Annotated in this window: 15 protein-coding genes; 11 read left to right on the top strand and 4 right to left on the bottom strand. The window is 60.8% G+C overall.

Annotated elements, in window-relative coordinates; translation table 11 throughout:
• The first annotated feature begins 343 nt into the window (after nt 1-343).
• The 5 genes from MYCSP_RS23110 (at nt 344) to MYCSP_RS23105 (ending at nt 4,538) form a co-directional block, all read left to right on the top strand.
• A complete protein-coding gene (locus MYCSP_RS23110) occupies nt 344-1,336 on the top strand; it encodes a hypothetical protein (protein WP_157886177.1) in 993 nt (330 codons plus the stop codon).
• 134 nt (nt 1,337-1,470) lie between these two features.
• Nucleotides 1,471-1,986, top strand: coding sequence for an LppU/SCO3897 family protein (locus MYCSP_RS23720; RefSeq protein ID WP_456080955.1), 516 nt, complete (start codon nt 1,471-1,473; stop codon nt 1,984-1,986).
• Between the two features lie 16 nt (nt 1,987-2,002).
• Nucleotides 2,003-2,287, top strand: coding sequence for a hypothetical protein (locus MYCSP_RS11685; protein WP_157886176.1), 285 nt, complete (start codon nt 2,003-2,005; stop codon nt 2,285-2,287).
• 449 nt (nt 2,288-2,736) lie between these two features.
• On the top strand, nt 2,737-4,113 hold the full coding sequence (locus tag MYCSP_RS23505) for a hypothetical protein (protein ID WP_070910185.1): 1,377 nt from the start codon (nt 2,737-2,739) through the stop codon (nt 4,111-4,113).
• Entirely contained in the window at nt 4,110-4,538 is a 429-nt protein-coding gene (locus MYCSP_RS23105; RefSeq protein ID WP_157886175.1) for a hypothetical protein, read from the top strand. The genes MYCSP_RS23505 and MYCSP_RS23105 overlap by 4 nt, the downstream gene beginning before the upstream one ends.
• 280 nt (nt 4,539-4,818) lie before the next feature.
• Here MYCSP_RS23105 and MYCSP_RS11670 read toward each other — a convergent pair whose 3' ends face one another.
• From MYCSP_RS11670 to MYCSP_RS11660, 3 genes are all read right to left on the bottom strand, one after another.
• Nucleotides 4,819-5,088, bottom strand: a complete 270-nt coding sequence (locus tag MYCSP_RS11670; RefSeq protein ID WP_268873086.1) for a VOC family protein — start codon at nt 5,086-5,088, stop codon at nt 4,819-4,821.
• Nucleotides 5,089-5,219: 131 nt separating this feature from the next.
• Nucleotides 5,220-6,701: a flavin-containing monooxygenase gene (locus MYCSP_RS11665; RefSeq protein ID WP_088413831.1), complete on the bottom strand. Its 1,482-nt coding sequence runs from the start codon at nt 6,699-6,701 to the stop codon at nt 5,220-5,222.
• A 45-nt stretch (nt 6,702-6,746) separates the two neighbouring features.
• Nucleotides 6,747-7,910, bottom strand: a complete 1,164-nt coding sequence (locus MYCSP_RS11660) for a PrsW family intramembrane metalloprotease (RefSeq protein WP_407661698.1) — start codon at nt 7,908-7,910, stop codon at nt 6,747-6,749.
• A gap of 208 nt (nt 7,911-8,118) precedes the next feature.
• Here MYCSP_RS11660 and rpsA point away from each other — a divergent pair, with 208 nt between their 5' ends.
• Both rpsA and coaE read left to right on the top strand, forming a co-directional pair.
• Nucleotides 8,119-9,564, top strand: coding sequence for a 30S ribosomal protein S1 (gene rpsA / locus MYCSP_RS11655; protein ID WP_083013268.1), 1,446 nt, complete (start codon nt 8,119-8,121; stop codon nt 9,562-9,564).
• Nucleotides 9,565-9,707: 143 nt separating this feature from the next.
• Nucleotides 9,708-10,895: a dephospho-CoA kinase gene (gene coaE / locus MYCSP_RS11650; protein ID WP_088413829.1), complete on the top strand. Its 1,188-nt coding sequence runs from the start codon at nt 9,708-9,710 to the stop codon at nt 10,893-10,895.
• A gap of 1 nt (nt 10,896) precedes the next feature.
• Here the strand turns inward: coaE and MYCSP_RS11645 are convergent, their stop codons facing one another.
• A complete protein-coding gene (locus tag MYCSP_RS11645; protein WP_083013270.1) occupies nt 10,897-11,562 on the bottom strand; it encodes a TetR/AcrR family transcriptional regulator in 666 nt (221 codons plus the stop codon).
• 364 nt (nt 11,563-11,926) lie between these two features.
• Between MYCSP_RS11645 and MYCSP_RS11640 the strand changes: the two genes are divergently transcribed.
• The 4 genes from MYCSP_RS11640 to MYCSP_RS11625 all read left to right on the top strand — a co-directional run bounded on the left by MYCSP_RS11640 (nt 11,927) and on the right by MYCSP_RS11625 (nt 19,516).
• Nucleotides 11,927-12,322: an MmpS family transport accessory protein gene (locus tag MYCSP_RS11640; protein WP_207547377.1), complete on the top strand. Its 396-nt coding sequence runs from the start codon at nt 11,927-11,929 to the stop codon at nt 12,320-12,322.
• Nucleotides 12,319-15,258, top strand: a complete 2,940-nt coding sequence (locus MYCSP_RS11635) for an MMPL/RND family transporter (protein WP_088413827.1) — start codon at nt 12,319-12,321, stop codon at nt 15,256-15,258. The genes MYCSP_RS11640 and MYCSP_RS11635 overlap by 4 nt, the downstream gene beginning before the upstream one ends.
• A gap of 854 nt (nt 15,259-16,112) precedes the next feature.
• Complete coding sequence (locus MYCSP_RS11630; RefSeq protein ID WP_083013272.1) at nt 16,113-16,529, top strand: MmpS family transport accessory protein; 417 nt, start codon at nt 16,113-16,115, stop codon at nt 16,527-16,529.
• Nucleotides 16,526-19,516, top strand: a complete 2,991-nt coding sequence (locus MYCSP_RS11625; RefSeq protein ID WP_088413826.1) for an MMPL/RND family transporter — start codon at nt 16,526-16,528, stop codon at nt 19,514-19,516. Before MYCSP_RS11630 ends, MYCSP_RS11625 begins: the two co-directional genes overlap by 4 nt.
• The last annotated feature ends 79 nt before the right edge of the window (nt 19,517-19,595 follow it).

The raw sequence follows: 19,595 nt of genomic DNA, 5'->3' as shown, positions 1-19,595 counted from the left end.
CTGGAGATAACTTCCCTGGCCAAAGTTTAGACTACGGTGATCCTAAATGGGATATGCACACGATTGCTCAGCAAGTCCAAAACTCTGGTCCTGGCGATCCTGACGATGCAACCTATGGGGCATTAAATCGAACACCGTCGGGACAGCCCGACCCTGGGCTTCACAACTATGGCCCCTGGGAGAAGGGCGGATCCGAGCTTTATGATCTCCTCAAAAATTGTTGATACCATATTCTTGATTCTTACCAATTACTCACGACCTTCTGGGGGCTGGCATGAGACTTAGACGACTACGACTTCTACCTATCCTTCTGACGTGTTCGATTTCCTCATGCGGGACCCCTGTGCCCCAGGCGCCGTCCATTCCCGGGCCTTATTTCGACCCCCAATCTCTATTCGCTTCTCCCGTCAATGCATATGGCCAGAAACTAACGCAGACCGAAAGGGATCAACTGGCTATTGCGCAGGCAATGAGAAAAGTAGATCCATGCGGGTTCATCGACCCAGAAGTAGCCAAGGATATTCCGGGGGCTCAATACCAGTATTCCCAAGGTTTCGCCGGATGTACGCTGTATGCGGACAAAGGCGGAGATAAGACTGTCCCAACGGTAACGATATCCTTGCGCGACCGCGGAAATATAGGCACAACACATAAGACCTCTCTAGGCGGTATGGCGGTGGAAGAATCCGAGACGACCGCCTGCATGTATCGAGCGTCGCTACACCTGGCAGCTGTGCCAGGAGCACCGAAGAACCCGGAAGTCGCAGACATGCTCGACAGATACTTCCCGCTAACGGTATCCGGTCAGCCGCCCAATGAGCCACCAGGTGAAAGATCCAATGTTGTCAATTGCGATCAAGTGAAAGCAGTCGCAACAGGAGCCTTAAGAATTCTCGACCGCGGCCTTCCGTTGCGCAGTGCAGACGGCCCAATACCGGTCCCGTTACTGGAGAATGACCCATGCGCCCTGTATCCGGAACTGCAAGGATTTTCCGGGTATCTTGTGGACGGAGCCGCGTACTTCAGGTGTATTTTTTCAGGATCAGGTTTGAAGGCCAAAGCTGGCCTTACCTTTAGTCCTGTTGCTCGTGCTCTTTTCGATAGCGCTCAGCACAAGGAAGATGTAGATGGTGTCACCGTCTACATAGGCCTAGACGGGCCCGAAAGTTGCACTGCATTTGCCATGGCAGGAAATCCATTGCCACCCGTAAAAATAGGCCAGAGCAACCGGGGTGACGAGAACACGATGGTTCCAACCCTGGAAGTTCGTGGGGGGTACTGCGACGTGAACAAGCAAGTGGTCGCGGCGGGTATCAAAAAATTCACTGGAAAATGATCTCCCGGAATTCGGTTCGGATAACCCCAAGTAGAAAGGTGAGCGGTTTGCGGATGACTCCAACTTTGACTGTGTCTCTGGTTAGGTTGCTGCTGCCTGGATTCATGGTGCCGTTCACGCTTGGGGCGTGCGGAATGCAGTCTTCTCCACCGTCAGCGACGGTTCCTGCGACGGCGTCCGCTCAGCAGGATTCGACGGACTTCTCCAGCATTCCGGGGCAGTTTCCGTCGCCTGCTTCGTTGACAGCTAATGGTGAGCGAGAGGCTCCGGTGGGTGGGTGTGTGAATCTGTCTGGGCCTGCTGTCAATGCAGTTCTGACGATCGTTGATTGCGGGTCGCAGCAGTACACGTACCGCATCGTGCAGCGTGTGAACAGATCCCGTGAGTGCGGAGACGCCGATCACTCCTATTACCGCAACTCGAAGGAATCCGGGCAGTACACCGCCTGCCTTGACCTTGCATGGGACAAGGGCGCATGCCTAAACCTGGGCCGCCCTGTCACGAAGGTCTCCTGTGACGATCCCAGCGCGCGTGAGAAGTACAAGCCGATCAAGGTAGTTGTTAACACCACTGTGGTCGACGCCTGCCCGAATGGCGGGTACGCCCACCCGCAACGCCGTTTCACGGTGTGTACGCAGCGTCAACCCTAAACAAGCTTTTGGCCTTGTGGCTGGACGGCGTGGGATGCGGCGATGTTCGGAGGACGACCTTGCGGTGTTACGGGATCGGTCGCTAACCGCATGCCGGGTCGCCGGACAGTTGGGGCGGTCGATCTCGGCGGTCGAGCAGGCTCGTATCGCGTACGGCGAAGGTGTGCTGAAGCCGAGCGCACGTCGCACACCGCAGCGGTGGTGTGATGCTGAGCTGGCCGTCGCGTTGGATCGGTGGTGGATCGTGACTCAAGCCGCCAAGGAGTTGGGCCACACCAGCCAATATCGAGGTCTTGCTTGACATGACGGCTCCCAGACGCCGGCTCGTCGCGTCCGCCCTTCTGGCTGCAGTCTGAGCACCCAGGATCTGCCCTCTATGTGGCATTAGCGCTTAGCCGCACCTCGTGGCGTAGGTGGCTCTACATTCGCCATATTTTCCATCAAAGCAGCCATCGACGGTTATAAGCCGTGAGGCGGCCGAGTGTTTGCCCCCGTACTGACAACCTCCGCTAAACGGATGAGCGCCGCCCGCCGGGTTACAACCATGGTCACCACGCAGGCGGCTCCCTGCGCTGATCATGAGAGATTGCTGCCGGTTTGATCTGCGATTGGTTTAACGTCAGCGGCAAGTAACCTGCGAAAACACGCCAGCAAACTTTCTTTCTGTAGACAATCGCCTTTTCAGTGTGAGAGGGTGCCATAGCGGCTACTCACAGGAAACTGTGAGGTTCACTCGGAGGGGCTCATCGGATGATCATGAAGGATCCTCGGCGTATTTCGCCCGGTCTGCGCAGGGCGCTGGCCGTGGCGGCAGTGGCGGCGACGCTTGTTGCCGGGGTCAAGGTGAACAGCGACTACACCACCCCTGGTAGCGGCTTCTCTACGATCGCGACAGGTGCGGCGGATCCGACGGGCCCCACGGGAGGTCCTGGTGGAGATGGCGGTATGAATGGCGGGCAATTCGTCCCGCCTTCAATGCCTGGGCAGCTCCCGGACTATCAGGGCGGTAACCAGCCGCCGCTGAATCAGGACGGCTCGGCATCGATTTACAACACTGGCACCCAGGGTGCGCCGCAACAAGCCCCCGGCCAGCAAGGTGGGCAACAGCCTCAGCAAGGCTGGGATCAGCCCGCGCACGGCAGTCAGCCCCCCAACTACTCCACCGCGCCGGGGTATACCCAAGGGCCCGGTCAATCCAACCCCGATTACCAACAGCCCCAACAAGGCAACCAAAGCCAGCCTCAACAGGGTACGCAGAATCAGCAGCCGAGCCAGGCGCCGTCGCAGACTCAGCAGCCCGACCAGAATGATCAGCAAGATCAGCAGCGCCAGCAGCAGTGCGAGCAGCAGGCAGAGGATTACGGGATCCTGCAGGAGTTCGTCAGCCTCATAAAATCCGGTGTGGGTGGGGCAGGCAGTGTGTTCAAGAAGCCCGATCGCGGCTGGCAGCCCGCCTTCGAATGCTCCTGCGCGCCCAACCAGAAAATGCCACAGTCAAAAGAAGGGATCTGCGACTGGCCGGTCATCGGAAGCCTAGCGTGCAAAACAGTCACCGGCACGGCTCAACCAGATCCCAAGCAGATGACACCAACACAGACGCCGACACCAACAGAAACGCCGACACCAACCAAAACTGAGGAAAAATGTCGGCAGTCCGGGCCGGATGGGACGGTCCAGTTACCCAGCCTCGCAGAACTGAGCAAAGGAAGCGAAAAGGGGCTGATGCCGGGCGCGGTGAACATTGCGCGCAGCGTCGCCAAGGAGTTCCCAGATGTGAAGGAAATCGGTGGTTGGAGGCCACCTGATCGGGATGCCAATGGCGAAGTGCAGTTCACGGAGCATTACGACGGCCATGCAACGGACATCATGACCGACATACTTGGTGAGTCAACTACTACTGGCCAAGCTCTTGGCGACAAGATCGTGGCCTACCTCGCTGAAAACAGCGCCTGCTTTCATATCCAATGGATAATTTGGAACCAGCAAATCTGGGAACCTGGCCAAGGGTGGACACCGATGCCAAACCGCGGCGGTGTCACCGCCAACCATATGGACCACGTGCATGTGAATTCCCTAGTCCCCGGGGAACCAGAACACCGCCCACTACAACCGGAGTACAAGCCGTGACAAAAACACTCGTCAATATCGACCGCGCGATCCTCGTGGCGCTGCCAGTCATAGGCGTATTGCTCTTGACGGCCTGCACCTCCAAATCGGATGCTCCTGAAATTCAGAACCAGGGCACGACAATCTCGCAGACAGTCGTACACGAAACCACCCCCGGTTCGGACGAGCCGTTGACCAGAGTGCAAGGCGACCGAACACTGCGCCTACCGCACGAAAACTACGGCGGCGAAATCGCCGGCGGCTCCTGGACCGGCACACCAAACAACCGTGGCAGCTGCGAATACATAATCTATCTACCGACCGGCGAGTCCTTTAAGTCGGGGCGAAGCCAATGGCCCGATCTCGTGCATCTGGACTTCACCACGCCAGGCGGCACGGTGCAGTTCAAAGGTGATTGCGTATGGACTCAAGATCCTGATAGGTAAACGAGCCGCAGTGCCAACGCCCCACGTTCGTCCCTTGTCCGCGTTGCAAGTACAGCATCACGCACTCGCCGCCGCAGAAGGAGAACCCGGCCGGAATGGTACCGGTCAGGAACTCAACCACCCAAGCAACGCGTGCCGCATCAAACATGACCTGGAATTTCCAACGGAACATACATGCTTGCACCACGCACCAACACATCCCATCAGGCTGCTAGCTAACGGCGCCCACCGACAGAACGGCCGCGTTTGTTGCACCAGAAACCACAGTGGCACAAGCGATCTAAGGGAACTGCACGACGTCGAATCGGTTCCCCTCAGGATCTTCAAGCGTGACAAAGTCGGCCCCTGTCGGACGCGGCCAGTCCACTGGCATCGCACCGAGCCCGATGAGCCGCTCAATCTCCCGCGGCTGATCGCTCGTGTAGAGATCAAGATGAATGCGCGGCGGCAACTGCGGAACCGAACGGTGTTTGTCCAATGAGAGATTGGGCCCCGAGCCCACCCGCGGAGTCAGCACAACCCAGGCCGCGGTGGGAGTCTCTCGCGGCACACATAGTCCAAAGCCGCCGACCAGAAAGCCATCTGGCGCTGCAGGTCATCGACGCGAACAACGATCGCGCCGATGCGTAGGTCCGTCACGTTGTGCACCTTTCCGCCTGCCGACGCGGAATCGCACCAGCGTCACGCAGCCGAGGACACGGCCTTCGACTTGGCGATACCGAACTGCATGTTTTCGTCAATCCGATCGCGATGGAACGCAACGAAATCCAGTAGATAGTTGTGCCGGATGGCCCATGGCCCGGATGTCCCGGACCGTGGCATATGCGCATCACCACGGCTCACGTATCCCGACGACAGATTGAAGAACGGGCGCGCTTCGAGCTCTTGTCCGTGCCGGTCCGGATACGCGTGGGTGTATCCATACTGCTCCATGTAGTCCAGAAGCCGCACCACGGCTCGCGCGCTCAGGTCGGCGCGCAACGTCCACGACGCGTTGGTGTACCCGACGCTCCATGCCGCATTCGGCACGCCCTCGATCAGGTATCCCTTGTAGATGAATCGATTTGGGGAATCGACAGGGGAGCCGTCTACACTCAGCTCGATGCCGCCGAAGATCTGCAGATTCAATCCCGTTGCGGTGATGACCACATCGGAGCGCAGTTCCTCACCGGAACCCAGTCTGATGCCGGACGGGGTGAATGAGTCGATGGTGTCGGTGACCATCCGAACGCCGCCGTTGCTGATCGCCTCGAAGAGGTCGCCGTCGGTGTCGGCGCACACGCGTTGATCCCAGGGGTTGTAGCGCGGGGTGAAATGCACGTCGACCGGATAGTCCGCCGGCAGCAGCTTGGAGATCCGGCGCCTGAGGAACCATTTGGCAAAGCCGGGCGCCTTGCGGCACACCTGGTACATGATCCAGTTGAAACCGCCCAGCCAGATACGCGCGAAGTGCTGAACAGCACTGAGCGGAAGTATTTTTCGCAATAGGTCCACCACCGAGTCGACACGGGCGATCGGGTAGATGTAGCTCGGTGAGCGCTGCAGCATGCTCACCTTGGCCCCGGCGCGCGCCAACGAGGGCACCAAGGTGATGGCCGTCGCGCCGCTGCCGATAACCGTCACTTCCTTGTCGGAGCAATCCAGGTCTTCCGGCCAGTGCTGGGGGTGGATCAGTCGCCCGGTGTAGTTTTCGACCCCCGGGAACTCGGGGGTGTAGCCGTCGTCATAGTTGTAATAGCCGGTGCACAGGTACAGGAACCGGCTGCGGTAGGTGGTGGGGCCGGCCGGGGTCTCGACGCGAACCGACCAGGTATCGGTGTCGGTTCGGAAGTCCGCGCCGGTGACCTTCGCCGAGAAGCTGATGTGCCCGTCGACGTCATAGTCCCGGGCGGCGTGCTCCAGATAGTCACGGATATCGGCGCCGTCGGCGATGGTGTTGCGTTCATGCCAGGGGTGGTAGCCGAAGCTAAGCGTGTAGATGTCGCTGTCGGAGCGAATCCCCGGGTACCGGAAGAGGTCCCAGGTTCCGCCGATGCGCTCGCGGCGCTCGACGATGTGGAAGCTGCGGCCCGCCGCGCTCAACCGGATGGCGGCGTTGATGCCCGATATCCCCGCACCCACGATGAGGACGTCTACGAGCTCGTCTTTCGACATGTCCGACATGATGCTCCTGATCGTCGTTGATGAGACAACATCTGATTCATCAACCTACCCCGTCAGGGGCGCACGATAACCCGAGAGTGCTTGCAAGACCGGCGCCGCGGCACGAGCGGCCATGACCGCGTACGCCTCCTCCGTCTGCATCGCGAAGTCCCGAGGATCGCGGGAGCCCCGTTCGATTCGGTCGCGTACGAACGCAAGCTCTACCACCTGCGCGGCGAAGTTCTTCACCGCGACGCCACTGGGGGCACCGCCGATTCGCTTGGCTTCCGCGATGGCGTGCTTGCGATCCTTGATCGAACCCAGCCAGGTGGCCTCATTGGGGGTGACCAACCCGGCTGCCACCATCCCCGGCAACTTCTCGGCGACGACGTGCTGTTCCTTGCGCCTGCTCCGCACGCCGACCACGATCACCACCACGAACATGGGCACCATCCACAGCACGTACACCGCGAGGTATCCCTGAAGGCCCAAGAAGGATGAGCCGTTCCACAGGCCGTGCATTAGCACCGCGGCAAGGTAGCCGATCGCGATGCAGAGAAACTTGGCGACAGCGTTGTGCTGCTTCATGGCGTAGTAGACGCCGATGCCGGTCATCGTGGTGAACAGCGAGTGCGCGAACGGACCGAGGCCTAAACGCACGATCGCCGTGAGCACCGACTCGCCCACGGTGTTGCCACTGCCGATGTAGGCGATGTCTTCGAGCCAGGCGAATCCGGCCGCAGTGATGCCCGCGTACACCAGGCAATCGGTGAGCGAGTTGACTTCCTGGCGCCGTCGGCCGGTCAACATCAACAGTAGAAAGGCGCCCTTGGCTGCCTCTTCGATGAAGGGTGCGCGGATGGCGATCGACCCGAAGCTGGTGCTGCCGTCTGGATCGAAAACTGAGCCGAAGGCCAGCTCGAGGACGATCGAGACAACGACGGCCAGTGACGCGCCCCAGACAAAGGCCAGCACAAGGAGCCGCGAGGGCTCCGGCTCCCAGCGGTCCAGCCAGAGATAACAGAGGACGACGACCCCTATCGCGATGCTCGACAGGACCAATCCGATCATCGCGCCGACCGGGTTGGAGAGAAGCAGGCCGGCCAGGATTAATCCCGTCACCAGCGCCAGGGCGATGATGACGCCGATCGGCGCCCCGACCTTCTTGACTCGTTGGGAGAATCCCGGCATGGGCGGCATGGGTGCGGGCGCAGAGGCGTAGGACACCACCGAAGAGTAGCTGGGAGCCACCGTGCCGGTGCGGTGACGGCCCGGCGCCGGCACCTGTCGACGAGACCAGGTTTGTGCTGGTGGAGGCCAGTCGAGTAAGGTGAAGCACATCTCTGCCGCACGTGCGGAGGTATAAGCACGCCCGCAGCTGAAGCTAGCTGTGCCAGCACTGTCCCTACTACACAACCTGTCCGGAGCAACCCCACACATGCCAAGTCCCACCGTGACCTCGCCGCAAGTAGCCGTCAACGACATCGGCTCGGCCGAGGATTTTCTCGCCGCTATCGACAAGACGATCAAGTACTTCAACGATGGCGACATCGTCGAAGGCACCATCGTCAAGGTTGACCGCGACGAAGTTCTTCTCGACATCGGTTACAAGACCGAAGGTGTCATCCCGTCCCGCGAACTCTCGATCAAGCACGATGTCGACCCCAACGAGGTCGTTTCCGTGGGCGACGAGGTCGAGGCCCTGGTTCTCACCAAGGAAGACAAAGAAGGCCGCCTGATCCTGTCCAAGAAGCGCGCTCAGTACGAGCGGGCCTGGGGCACGATCGAGGAGCTCAAGGAGAAGGACGAGGCCGTCAAGGGCACCGTCATCGAGGTCGTCAAGGGCGGCCTGATCCTCGACATCGGTCTGCGCGGCTTTCTGCCCGCGTCGCTGGTCGAGATGCGTCGTGTCCGCGATCTGCAGCCGTACATCGGCAAGGAGATCGAGGCCAAGATCATCGAGCTCGACCGGAACCGCAACAACGTGGTGCTGAGCCGTCGTGCCTGGCTGGAGCAGACACAAAGCGAAGTTCGTTCTGAATTCCTTAACCAGCTCACCAAGGGCGCTATCCGCAAGGGTGTCGTGTCCTCGATCGTCAACTTCGGCGCCTTCGTCGATCTCGGAGGGGTTGACGGCCTGGTTCACGTGTCCGAGCTGTCCTGGAAGCACATCGACCACCCGTCCGAGGTGGTTCAGGTGGGCGACGAGGTCACCGTCGAGGTCCTCGACGTGGATATGGATCGCGAGCGGGTTTCGTTGTCGCTCAAGGCGACTCAGGAAGATCCGTGGCGTCACTTCGCCCGGACCCACGCCATCGGCCAGATCGTGCCCGGCAAGGTCACCAAGCTGGTGCCGTTCGGTGCGTTCGTCCGCGTCGAAGAGGGCATCGAAGGCCTGGTGCACATCTCCGAGCTCTCAGAGCGCCACGTCGAGGTGCCGGACCAGGTTGTGGGCGTCGGCGACGACGCGATGGTCAAGGTCATCGACATCGACCTGGAGCGTCGCCGGATCTCGCTGAGCCTCAAGCAGGCCAACGAGGACTACACCGAGGAGTTCGACCCCTCGAAGTACGGCATGGCCGACAGCTACGACGAGGCCGGAAACTACATCTTCCCGGAGGGCTTCGACTCGGAGACAAACGAGTGGCTCGAGGGCTTCGACAAGCAGCGTGAAGAGTGGGAGGCCCGGTACGCCGAGGCCGAGCGTCGCCACAAGATGCACACCATTCAGATGGAGAAGTCCGCGGCTGCCGCCGAGGCCGAGGCTGCGGCCGCGTCCTCGAACGGCTCCTCGCGGTCCGAGGATTCGGCTTCGCAGGGTGGTTCACTCGCCAACGACGAGCAGCTCGCCGCACTGCGCGAGAAGCTGGCAGGCAACGCCTAAGCACGTGTTCTCCAAAGAAGGCCACGGTCATCGCGACCGGGGCCTTCTTTGGTTGTTCTTCTCCGGCCGCAGTATCCGGGGAAAGGCGAGAGGGCAACGCCCCCAACGCATCGCCTAGGTACCGGGGGTGACAGACTGCGGGCATGTTGCGGATCGGCCTGACCGGAGGAATCGGCGCGGGAAAGTCCACGGTGTCACGGACCCTGGCGGAATGTGGAGCCTTCATCGTGGACAGCGACGTGATCGCACGCGAAGTCGTGGAACCCGGTACACCCGGCTTGACCGCACTCGTGGAAGCCTTCGGTGAATCGATCCTGCGGCCCGATGGCGCTCTGGACCGCCCAGCGTTGGCGGCCATCGCGTTCCAGGATGACGCCCATCGGGCCACACTCAACGGAATCGTGCACCCGTTGGTCGGGGCTCGCCGGGCCGAGTTGATTGCCTCGGCAGGCGAGGATGCCGTTGTGGTGGAAGATATCCCGCTGCTGACCGAGAATTCGCTCGCACCCTTCTATCATCTCGTGCTGGTGGTGCACGCCGAGATCGAAACCCGCGTGGCCCGGCTCGTCAGCCACCGGGGCATGGATGAAAAGGATGCACGCTCGCGGGTGGCGGCGCAGGCCTCCGACGAACAACGCCGCGCGATTGCCGATGTGTGGCTGGATAATTCGGGTGACACGGACGCACTCGCGCAGAACGTCCGTGATCTCTGGGCCGCCCGGTTGCTGCCGTATGCGCATAACCTGCGCACGCGCCAACGGGCGCCCTGGCAGCCGCAGCTCGTGCCCGCGGATCCGACATGGCCGGTACAGGCGCAACGCATTATCAATCGGCTCGCGGTGGCCTGCGGTTCGAAGGCGTTGCGCATCGACCATGTCGGTTCCACGGCGGTGCCCGGACTGGACGCGAAGGACGTCATAGACATTCAGGTGACCGTCGAATCCCTCGACGTGGCGGACGCTCTGGCGGATCCCTTGGCAGACATAGGCCTGCCGCCCATCGCGGGTATCACCGCGGATGATCCGCATGATGCCGAAACTGCCACCTGGGGCAAACGCATCCACGCAGCCGCCGATCCGGGACGCGCCGCTCTGGTGCATCTGCGGGTGGACGGATGGCCAGGTCAGCGATTCGCGCTGATCTTCCGGGATTGGCTGCGTGCCGACCAGCAGGCGCGTGCCGAGTACCTCTCGATCAAGCAGGCGGCCGAGCGCGCGGCGGACGGCGATTCGGGAACCTACGTGGAAGCTAAGGAACCGTGGTTCGCGCGGGCGTACCCGCGGGCACTGGCCTGGGCCGCCGACACCGGCTGGACGCCGCCGGCGCCCTGATTCAGCGCTGTTGCTCGACGATGCCGATGCAGGTCGCTGTCAACAACCTGGTCAATGCCGGCTCGAAGTCAAGGCTCCAATCCGACGGTACCCCCGGCTCGCTGCGGTAGTCGTGCTCCAGCCCCTCGGGTGGATGTGCGATCTGCCAGAGCATCGCTGCCAGCGAGAACGCGGCGACGAGGATATCCAGAGAGCCTTTGCGGCCGATTTCCGGGAGCGCGCGTTCGATCGATTCTGCGATCGCCATGACCGCGACGTTGCTGACTTGCTTGACCTCGGCGACACGTTCCACGTCGACTTCGTGTTCCAGGTGCAGATGCTGGTTGGCCAATAGGTCACAAAACAGCGGGTCGTCGACGAGGCCGTGCACAAGGGACTCGGCCACCCGAGCGGGGGAGTCGGGGCCGGGCTTGGCCAAGGCGGCGCACACCGTGTCGGACCATCGCGTCCAGCCCTCCGCGGCCAGGTGTAACAACACTTCTTTGTGCGAGCTGAAATAGCGCCGAACCGCCGAATAGTGCACCCCGGCACGGTTGGCGACTGCCGTCAGCGTCACCGAGGTGACACCGGATTCCACAGCCAGTGATCGCGCGGCTTCCACGATCGCTGCGGCCCGCTGACGTTTCTTTTCGTCAGTGCGGGCGCGTTGGAATGTCAGTTGCGCCACTTGCCGAGGATAACGCACGGCGTGTGATTTGCGAGGCAGCGAACCACCCGGTAGCGTGCGTTACGCACGTGATATGCGTTAAAGATCCTGATGAAACGCGCTGGAAGGGAGCGGACTGTTCGGACCTTAGGCATGGTTTACTTCGGGAAATGTCCGGGCGGGCTCGCGCGGACGGTAGAGGCTCGAAGCAGCCATCACGCGGCGATTGCTGCGCCGCCTCCTGCACGTGGGGCGGACGGGTGCGGAATCTGATCAGCAGTTGAGCCAGGGTCGAGCAAGCGGCGGCGACGGTTTGCGAAACGCCAACGGGTGAAGGGGTTTTACGATTCTCAGCGTTCTCAAGCGGGCTTGGATCCCGGTGGTGATGGTGCTGGTCCTGGCCATCGCGGGCTTCGCGGTGTGGCGGATCCGCGGCATCTTCGGCTCCCACCAGTTACCCACCTACGCCGGCAGCATGACCGACGACAAGAACAACTCCAAGCCCAAGCACGTGGTCTACGAGATCTTCGGCCCGCCCGGCACCGTCGCCGACATCAACTACATCGACAAAGAGGGCGAACCGCATCAGATCAACGGTGCGGTGTTGCCGTGGTCGATCGAGATCGTCACGACGGCACCGTCGATGACGGGAAACATCCTGGCGCAAACCCGCAATGCCGACGGGCTGGGTTGCCGCATCACGGCCAATGACGAGAAAAAAGATGAAAGGTATACCAACGAGGTGAGCGCCTACGTCTACTGCTTTGTGAAGTCCGCATGAGCGGGTCACACACAGGACGTTTGGCCGAACCCACCTTCATGGCCAAATGGATCCGGCGCCTGTCGATCCCCATCGTCATCGGTTGGCTAGCCATTGTCTTCGCACTCAATACGTTTGTGCCGCAGTTGGAGCAGGTGGGCAAGGAGCACACCGTTTCGCTGAGCCCGCAGAGTGCACCGTCCATGCAGGCGATGAAGAACATGGGCAAGATGTTCAAGGAGTCCGACTCCGACAGCGTCGTCATGATCGTGCTCGAGGGGCTGGAGCGTCTGGGGCCCGATTCGCACAAGTTCTACGACGAGATGGTGTCGCGGTTGCGTGCCGACACCAAACACGTTCAGCACGTTCAGGATTTCTGGGGCGACCCGCTTACCGAGGCCGGTGCACAGAGCACCGACGGCAAGGCCACCTACGTTCAGGTGAACCTCGCCGGCAACATGGGCGAGACGCTGTCCAACGAGTCCACCGAGGCCGCCCGCAACATCGTCAAACAACTCGAAGCCGACTGGACCAAGGACGGCGCCAAGCTGCCCGATGGACTCACGGTCTACGTCACCGGACCGGGTGCCTTGCAGACCGATATGAACCACGCCGGTGACGGCAGCCTCCAGCTGATTACCGGACTGACCTTCCTGGTCATTGTGGTGATGCTGCTGTTCTTCTACCGTTCGATCTTCACCGTGATCATGGTCTTCATGCTGGTCGGCATCCAGCTGAGCGCGGCGCGGGGCGTGATCGCCTTCCTCGGTGACACCGAGATCATCGGCCTGTCCACCTTCGCAGTGAACCTGCTGGTGATGCTGTCCATCGCCGCGGGCACCGACTACGCCATCTTCCTCATCGGCCGCTACCAGGAAGCCCGAGCGATGGGCTCCGACAAAGAGGCGGCGTACTACGAGATGTTCCACGGCACGGCGCACGTCATCCTGGGTTCGGGTATGACCATCGCCGGTGCCATGTACTGCCTGAGCTTCACCCGCATGCCCTACTTCCAGACCTTGGGCGTGCCCTGCTCTGTGGGTCTGCTCGTGGGCGTGCTCGTATCGCTCACATTGGGGCCTGCCCTGATCACCATTGGCAGCCGCTTCGGATTGTTCGAACCCAAGCGCGCCATGCGCATCCGCACCTGGCGCAAGATCGGCACCACCATCGTGCGTTGGCCCGGTCCGGTACTGGCCGCCGCGCTGTCGATCGCGATCATCGGCCTGGCCGCCCTGCCGGGCTACCGGACCAGCTACGACGACAAAAAGTACATCCCCAAGGACATCCCGGCCAACGCCGGCTTCCAGGCCGCCGACCGCCACTTCTCCCAGGCTCGTATGAACCCGGAGATGCTTCTCATCGAGTCCGATCACGACATGCGGAACTCGGCGGACTTCCTGGTGATCGACAAGGTCGCCAAGGCCGTCTTCCGCGTTCCGGGAATCGCACGCGTACAGGCGATCACCCGTCCGCAGGGCACTCCGATCGAGCACAGTTCGATCCCGTTCCTCATCAGCATGCAGAGCGTGGGCCAGCTGCAGAACATGAAGCTGATGAAGGACCGCATGGCCGATATGAAGGTCCAGGCCGACAAGATGGGCGAGAACGTCGTCATCATGAAGCGGACCCTGGCCAACATGACCACGATGGCGGGCATCACGCACTCACTCGTCGGTGACATGCACACCCTGCAGGGCACCATCCACGAGATGCGGGACAGCATCTCGAACTTCGACGACTGGTTCCGTCCGATTCGCAACTACCTGTATTGGGAGAAGCACTGCTTCGACATCCCGATGTGTCAGGCGATGCGCTCGATCTTCGACACCCTCGACAAGATCGACGAAATGACCGAAACCATGGACGGCATGGTCGTCAACATGGAGCGGATGGATCAGCTGATGCCCAAGATGGTGTCGGATATGTCGGCCATGGTCCCGATCATGGAAGACATGCAGAAGATGATGCTGACGCAGCACAGCACCATGTCCGGCTTCTACAACCAAATGGACGAGATGAGCCAGAACTCGACCGCCATGGGTAAGGCGTTCGATGCCGCGAAGAACGACGACTCGTTCTATCTGCCGCCGGAGATCTTCGACAACGCAGACTTCAAACGCGGAATGAAATCGTTCCTGTCACCCGACGGCAAGGCCGTCCGGATGATCATCTCCCATCGAGGGGATCCCGCGACGCCGGAAGGCCTGTCGCACGTCGAACCGATCAAGCAGGCCGCTATCGAGGCCGTCAAGGGCACGCCGCTGGAGGACGCCAAGATCGAGCTCGGTGGTACCGCGGCCGTGTTCAAGGACATGTCCGACGGTGCCCGCTACGACCTGATGATCGCCGGTATCTCCGCCCTGTGCCTGATCTTCCTGATCATGCTGCTCATCACACGAAGCTTCGTGGCCTCGCTCGTCATCGTGGGCACGGTTGCGCTATCGCTGGGTGCATCGTTCGGTCTGTCGGTCATCATCTGGCAGTACATATTCGGCATCGAATTGCACTGGCTCGTCATGCAGATGGCCATCATCGTGCTGCTTGCCGTGGGCTCCGACTACAACCTGCTGTTGGTGTCGCGACTCAAGGAAGAGCTGCACGGGGGCCTCAAGACCGGCATCATCCGCTCGATGGGTGGTACCGGCAGCGTCGTGACCTCTGCGGGACTGGTCTTCGCCTTCACGATGGCCGTCATGGTGGTCAGCGATCTGCGCATCATCGGCCAGGTCGGTACGACAATCGCGTTGGGACTGCTGTTCGACACGCTCATCGTGCGGTCGTTCATGACACCTGCCATCGCGACCATCCTCGGCCGGTGGTTCTGGTGGCCGCTGAACGTGCGGACGCGACCGCTGCCGCCGCCCAAGACACCTGCCGCGGCACAGCCCGTGCCCGTGGGCACAGGCGACGGCGCCGACCCCGCGACGACGGAGTTCCCAAGACCTTCGGTCTGACTCCGTCACGTGTCCACCTGAACGCATTCCGCTCTCCTCGAGAAGCGGCATGCGTAGCTGGGCGCCGTTCAAGATCCCTTCGTAATATGCGAGGTGTTCCGTACTCGCAGCCGCGACGCGAAACTCGGCTGAGACGCATTGGGGCGATTCGATCGCGGACTCCAAAACGACCCACGGTCATCTGAAAATGTTTGCTGATTGGCCAGCCGGCGACCGCTTTCATGCGCACCCAGGGGCGTTGCTCACCGAGCTGCAGCCATTCGTGACCAACGACACGCCCGGTGGCGCTTGTTGTTATCGGTCACCATTGCGCGTCGCGACGCGCACGCACATCGGACCCGCACCAAGCGCCGAAAGGCGTCACGGGCGGTCGCTCCAAAGGTAGCGATGGCAAATAGTGGGTAGGTCCGTTAGCTGCTGCGATTCTCAGGCCAGACACCAACTCGAATGTGCGAGCAGGCCCTTTCGTTACATATAGGAAAAGAAGCGGGGAATAGAACCGTGTCATCGGTTGTTGACTTTTGCTTGTAGCTAACTAGGCTGTTGCGGGTGCCCAGGGGACGAAACGGGCAAGTTGTGACTGACGACACATGTACAGTTCCCTGACAAACGTATGTAGTATCCCTTACGAATTACTGAGAAATCAGCATGAGCGGAGCCAAGTGGGATGAACCGACGATGTGACCGGACGCCCCCTGACCTCACTGACTCCGCAAAAACAACACGGTGTCGTACTAGCTGGTAACTATTTGCGCGCGAATCGCGCCGGCGTTTGGGCCGGGGCGCGATAAGCAGAGTCGAGTTGTTGGCCCCCGGGCCACACGGGTGAAGGGGATCGGACGATTTTCAAGATATTGACGCGGGTATGGATCCCGCTCGTCGTTGTGGTGGTCATCGCGGCCGCTGCCTTCGGCGTCTATCGGCTTCACGGGGTGTTCGGCTCGACGAGCATCAATTCGGCGATTGGCATCAAGGATGATTCCAAGAACATCATCCCGAAAGACATCGTCTATGAAATCTTCGGTCCCGCGGGGACAAAGGGCGAGGTCAACTACCTCGATGACAAGGCCCAGCCGCAGCGTGCCGTGTTCACCACGCTGCCGTGGAAGCTGACCATCACGACGACCATGACGTCCGTTTTCGCCAATGTCGTCGCGATGGGGGACAGCGACGAAATCGGCTGCCGCATCCTGTCCAACGGTGAAGTCAAGGACGAACAAAACGCGTCCAACCACAACGCCCAAGTCTTCTGCATGGTGAAATCTGCATGAGTACACATAGCGCTCCTACTCACGGCGCAACCCAAAAGCCTTCGCGCATAGCGCGTTTCATCCACACGTTCTCAGTGCCGATCATTCTCGCTTGGCTGGTGCTGACCGTGATCGTCAACGTGGTGGTGCCTCAGCTCGAAGAGGTCGGCAAAGAGCACTCGGTGTCGTTGGCGTCCAAGGACGCGCCGTCATACCAGGCGATCAAGCGTCAAGGAGAACTGTTCCAGCAGTTCAACTCCGACAGCATGGTCATGGTGCTGCTGGAGAGCGATACCAAGTTCTCCACCGATATGAACGACAAGGCGCACACCTTCTACCGCGAGCTGGTCAAGCGGCTGCGCGCCGACACCAAACACGTCGAATACGCCCAGGACTTCTGGGGCGATCGCATCACCGCCGGTGGCGCGCAGAGCGTCGACGAGAAGGCCGCCTACGTTCAGCTGAACCTGCGGGGCGACCAGGGCACGACGGAAGGCAAGGAGTCCGTCACCGCGGTCCAGGATCTCGTCGCCAAGCTCATCGACGAGACAAAGAAGAACAACACATATCCGGACGGCCTCAAGGTCTTCGTCACCGGGCAGGCCGCGCTGACGATGGACATGAACGACGCCGGCGACAAGAGCATGCTCAAGATGACGGGCATCACCTTCATCGTCATCACGATCATGCTGTTGTTCATCTATCGGTCGATAACGACGGTGCTGCTCATCCTGTTCATGGTGTTCGTGGAACTGGGTGCCGCCCGTGGTGTGGTCGCCATCCTCGGTAACGCCGAAATCATCGGGTTGTCGACATTTGCGGTGAACCTGCTGACGTCGTTGGCCATCGCGGCCGGTACCGACTACGCGATCTTCTTGATCGGGCGATATCAAGAGTTGAGAGCGGAGGGTAAGGAGCGTCTCGAATCCTTCTACCTGACGTATCACAGTGTCTCGCACGTGATCCTGGGTTCGGGCTTGACCATCGCCGGCGCGACGTTCTGCTTGAAGTTCACCCGTCTGCCGTACTTCGAGTCCTTGGGTGTGCCGTGCGCGATCGGCATGCTGGTCGTGGTGGCCGCATCGCTGACCATCGGGCCTGCGGTGCTGCTGGTCGCGACGAAGTTCGGCTTGCTGGAGTCCAAGCGCACCATCAAGAACCGGACCTGGCGCAAGGTCGGTACCGCCATCGTGCGCTGGCCCGGACCGATCCTGGCCGTCACCATGATCATCGCGCTGCTGGGCCTGGGAATCCTGCCGTCGTACACGGTCAACTACAACGACCGGTACTACATCCCGGGCAGCTTGCCGTCGATCCAGGGCTTCCAGGCATCCGACCGCCACTTCTCCAAGGCGAGAATGAACCCGGACATCCTGATCGTCGAGGCAGACAAGGATCTGCGCACCCCGGCCAACATGTTGGTGCTGGACCGGATCGCGAAGAACGTGTTCCGCGTCGAGGGCATCAACAAGGTGCAGAGCATGACCCGGCCGATGGGTGCTCCCATCGACCACAGCTCGGTGCCATTCCAGGTGAGCATGCAATCGGTATCCATGACCGAGAACATGAATTACCTGAAGAACAGCATGTCGGACATGTTGAAGATGGCCGACGATATGGGTTCGATGATCGCGATCATGGAACGCATGTACAGCATCATGAAGGAGCTCGTCGGCGTAACGCACCATATGGCTACCGTCACTACTCCGGATATGTTGGCAGTGGCCAATGAAATGCGCGACAACATTGCGAATTTCGATGATCAATTCCGGCCGTTGCGCAACTACTTCTATTGGGAAAAGCACTGCTTCGATATTCCGATGTGCTGGTCCATGCGCTCGCTATTCGACACCATCGATGGCATCGACAAGCTCACCGAGAGCATGCAGGGGTTGCTCGCGGATGTGACCAATATGGACAAGCTGATGCCGCAGATGGTGGAGCAGTTGCCACCGATGATCGCCATCACCAAGAACATGCGAAACACCATGCTGACCATGTACAGCACGATGAACGGCATGATCACCCAGATGGATCGCATGACCGACACCGCAACGGTGATGGGTCAGGCGTTCGACGAGGCGAAGAACGACGACTTCTTCTACCTGCCGCCGGAAGCCTTCGACAACGAAGACTTCAAGAAGGGCGTCAAGCTGATGATGTCGCCGGACGGCAAGGCCGCGCAGTTCATCATCACGCACGAGGGTGACTACGCCAGTAATGAGTCACTGGCCAACACGGAGGTCGAACTCAAGGCCGCCAAGAATGCGATCAAGGGCACGCCACTGGACGAAGCCAAGCTTTACCTCGGCGGTACCGCTCCGACCTACCACGACATCGGCGAAATGGTGAAGTACGACTTGATGATCGCGGTCATCGCGTCGCTGTGCCTGATCTTCGTGATCATGCTGGTGATCACGCGAAGTATCGTGGCGGCCTTCACGATTGTCGGCACCATCGCGATATCGCTGGGCGCGTCGTTCGGTCTGTCGGTGCTGCTGTGGGAGCACATCCTCGGCCTGCAGCTGCACTGGTTCGTGCTGCCGTTCACCGTCATCATCTTGTTGGCGGTCGGATCGGACTACAACCTGCTATTGGTATCCAGATTCAAGGAAGAACTCCACGGCGGCCTGAACACGGCGATCCTGCGCGGTGTGGGTGGATCCGGAAGCGTCGCCACCCAGGCCGGTCTGGTGTTCGCGTTCACCATGGGATCGATGATCACCAGCGATCTGATCGCCATCGGACAGTCCGGGTCGGCGATCTGCCTCGGGCTGCTCTTCGACACCTTCATCATCCGGGCATTCATGACACCGGCGATCGCCGCTCTCATGGGCCGGTGGTTCTGGTGGCCCATGAAGGTGAGCAAGTACGCGACGGATCCTCCGCCGCCTCCGGTGCCGGTCGAGCAGGTTCCGCCACCACCGGCACCCGTGCCCGTTGGACCGAATGTCGGTCCCGGACATGACGACCCGGTCACCACGGAGTTTCCACGACCGCAGGTCTAACGGCTAGTGCAGTTCGGCCCCCGTGCTTATGGCATGGGGGCCGAACTCGTTGTTGGGGAATCGGTGCGCCGGGGTCCTG

It is taken from the genome of Mycobacteroides saopaulense (assembly GCF_001456355.1).
Lineage (GTDB): Bacteria > Actinomycetota > Actinomycetes > Mycobacteriales > Mycobacteriaceae > Mycobacterium > Mycobacterium saopaulense.
The sequence above is the reverse complement of the archived record's forward strand: the minus strand, read 5'-3'. Positions and strand labels throughout refer to the sequence as shown.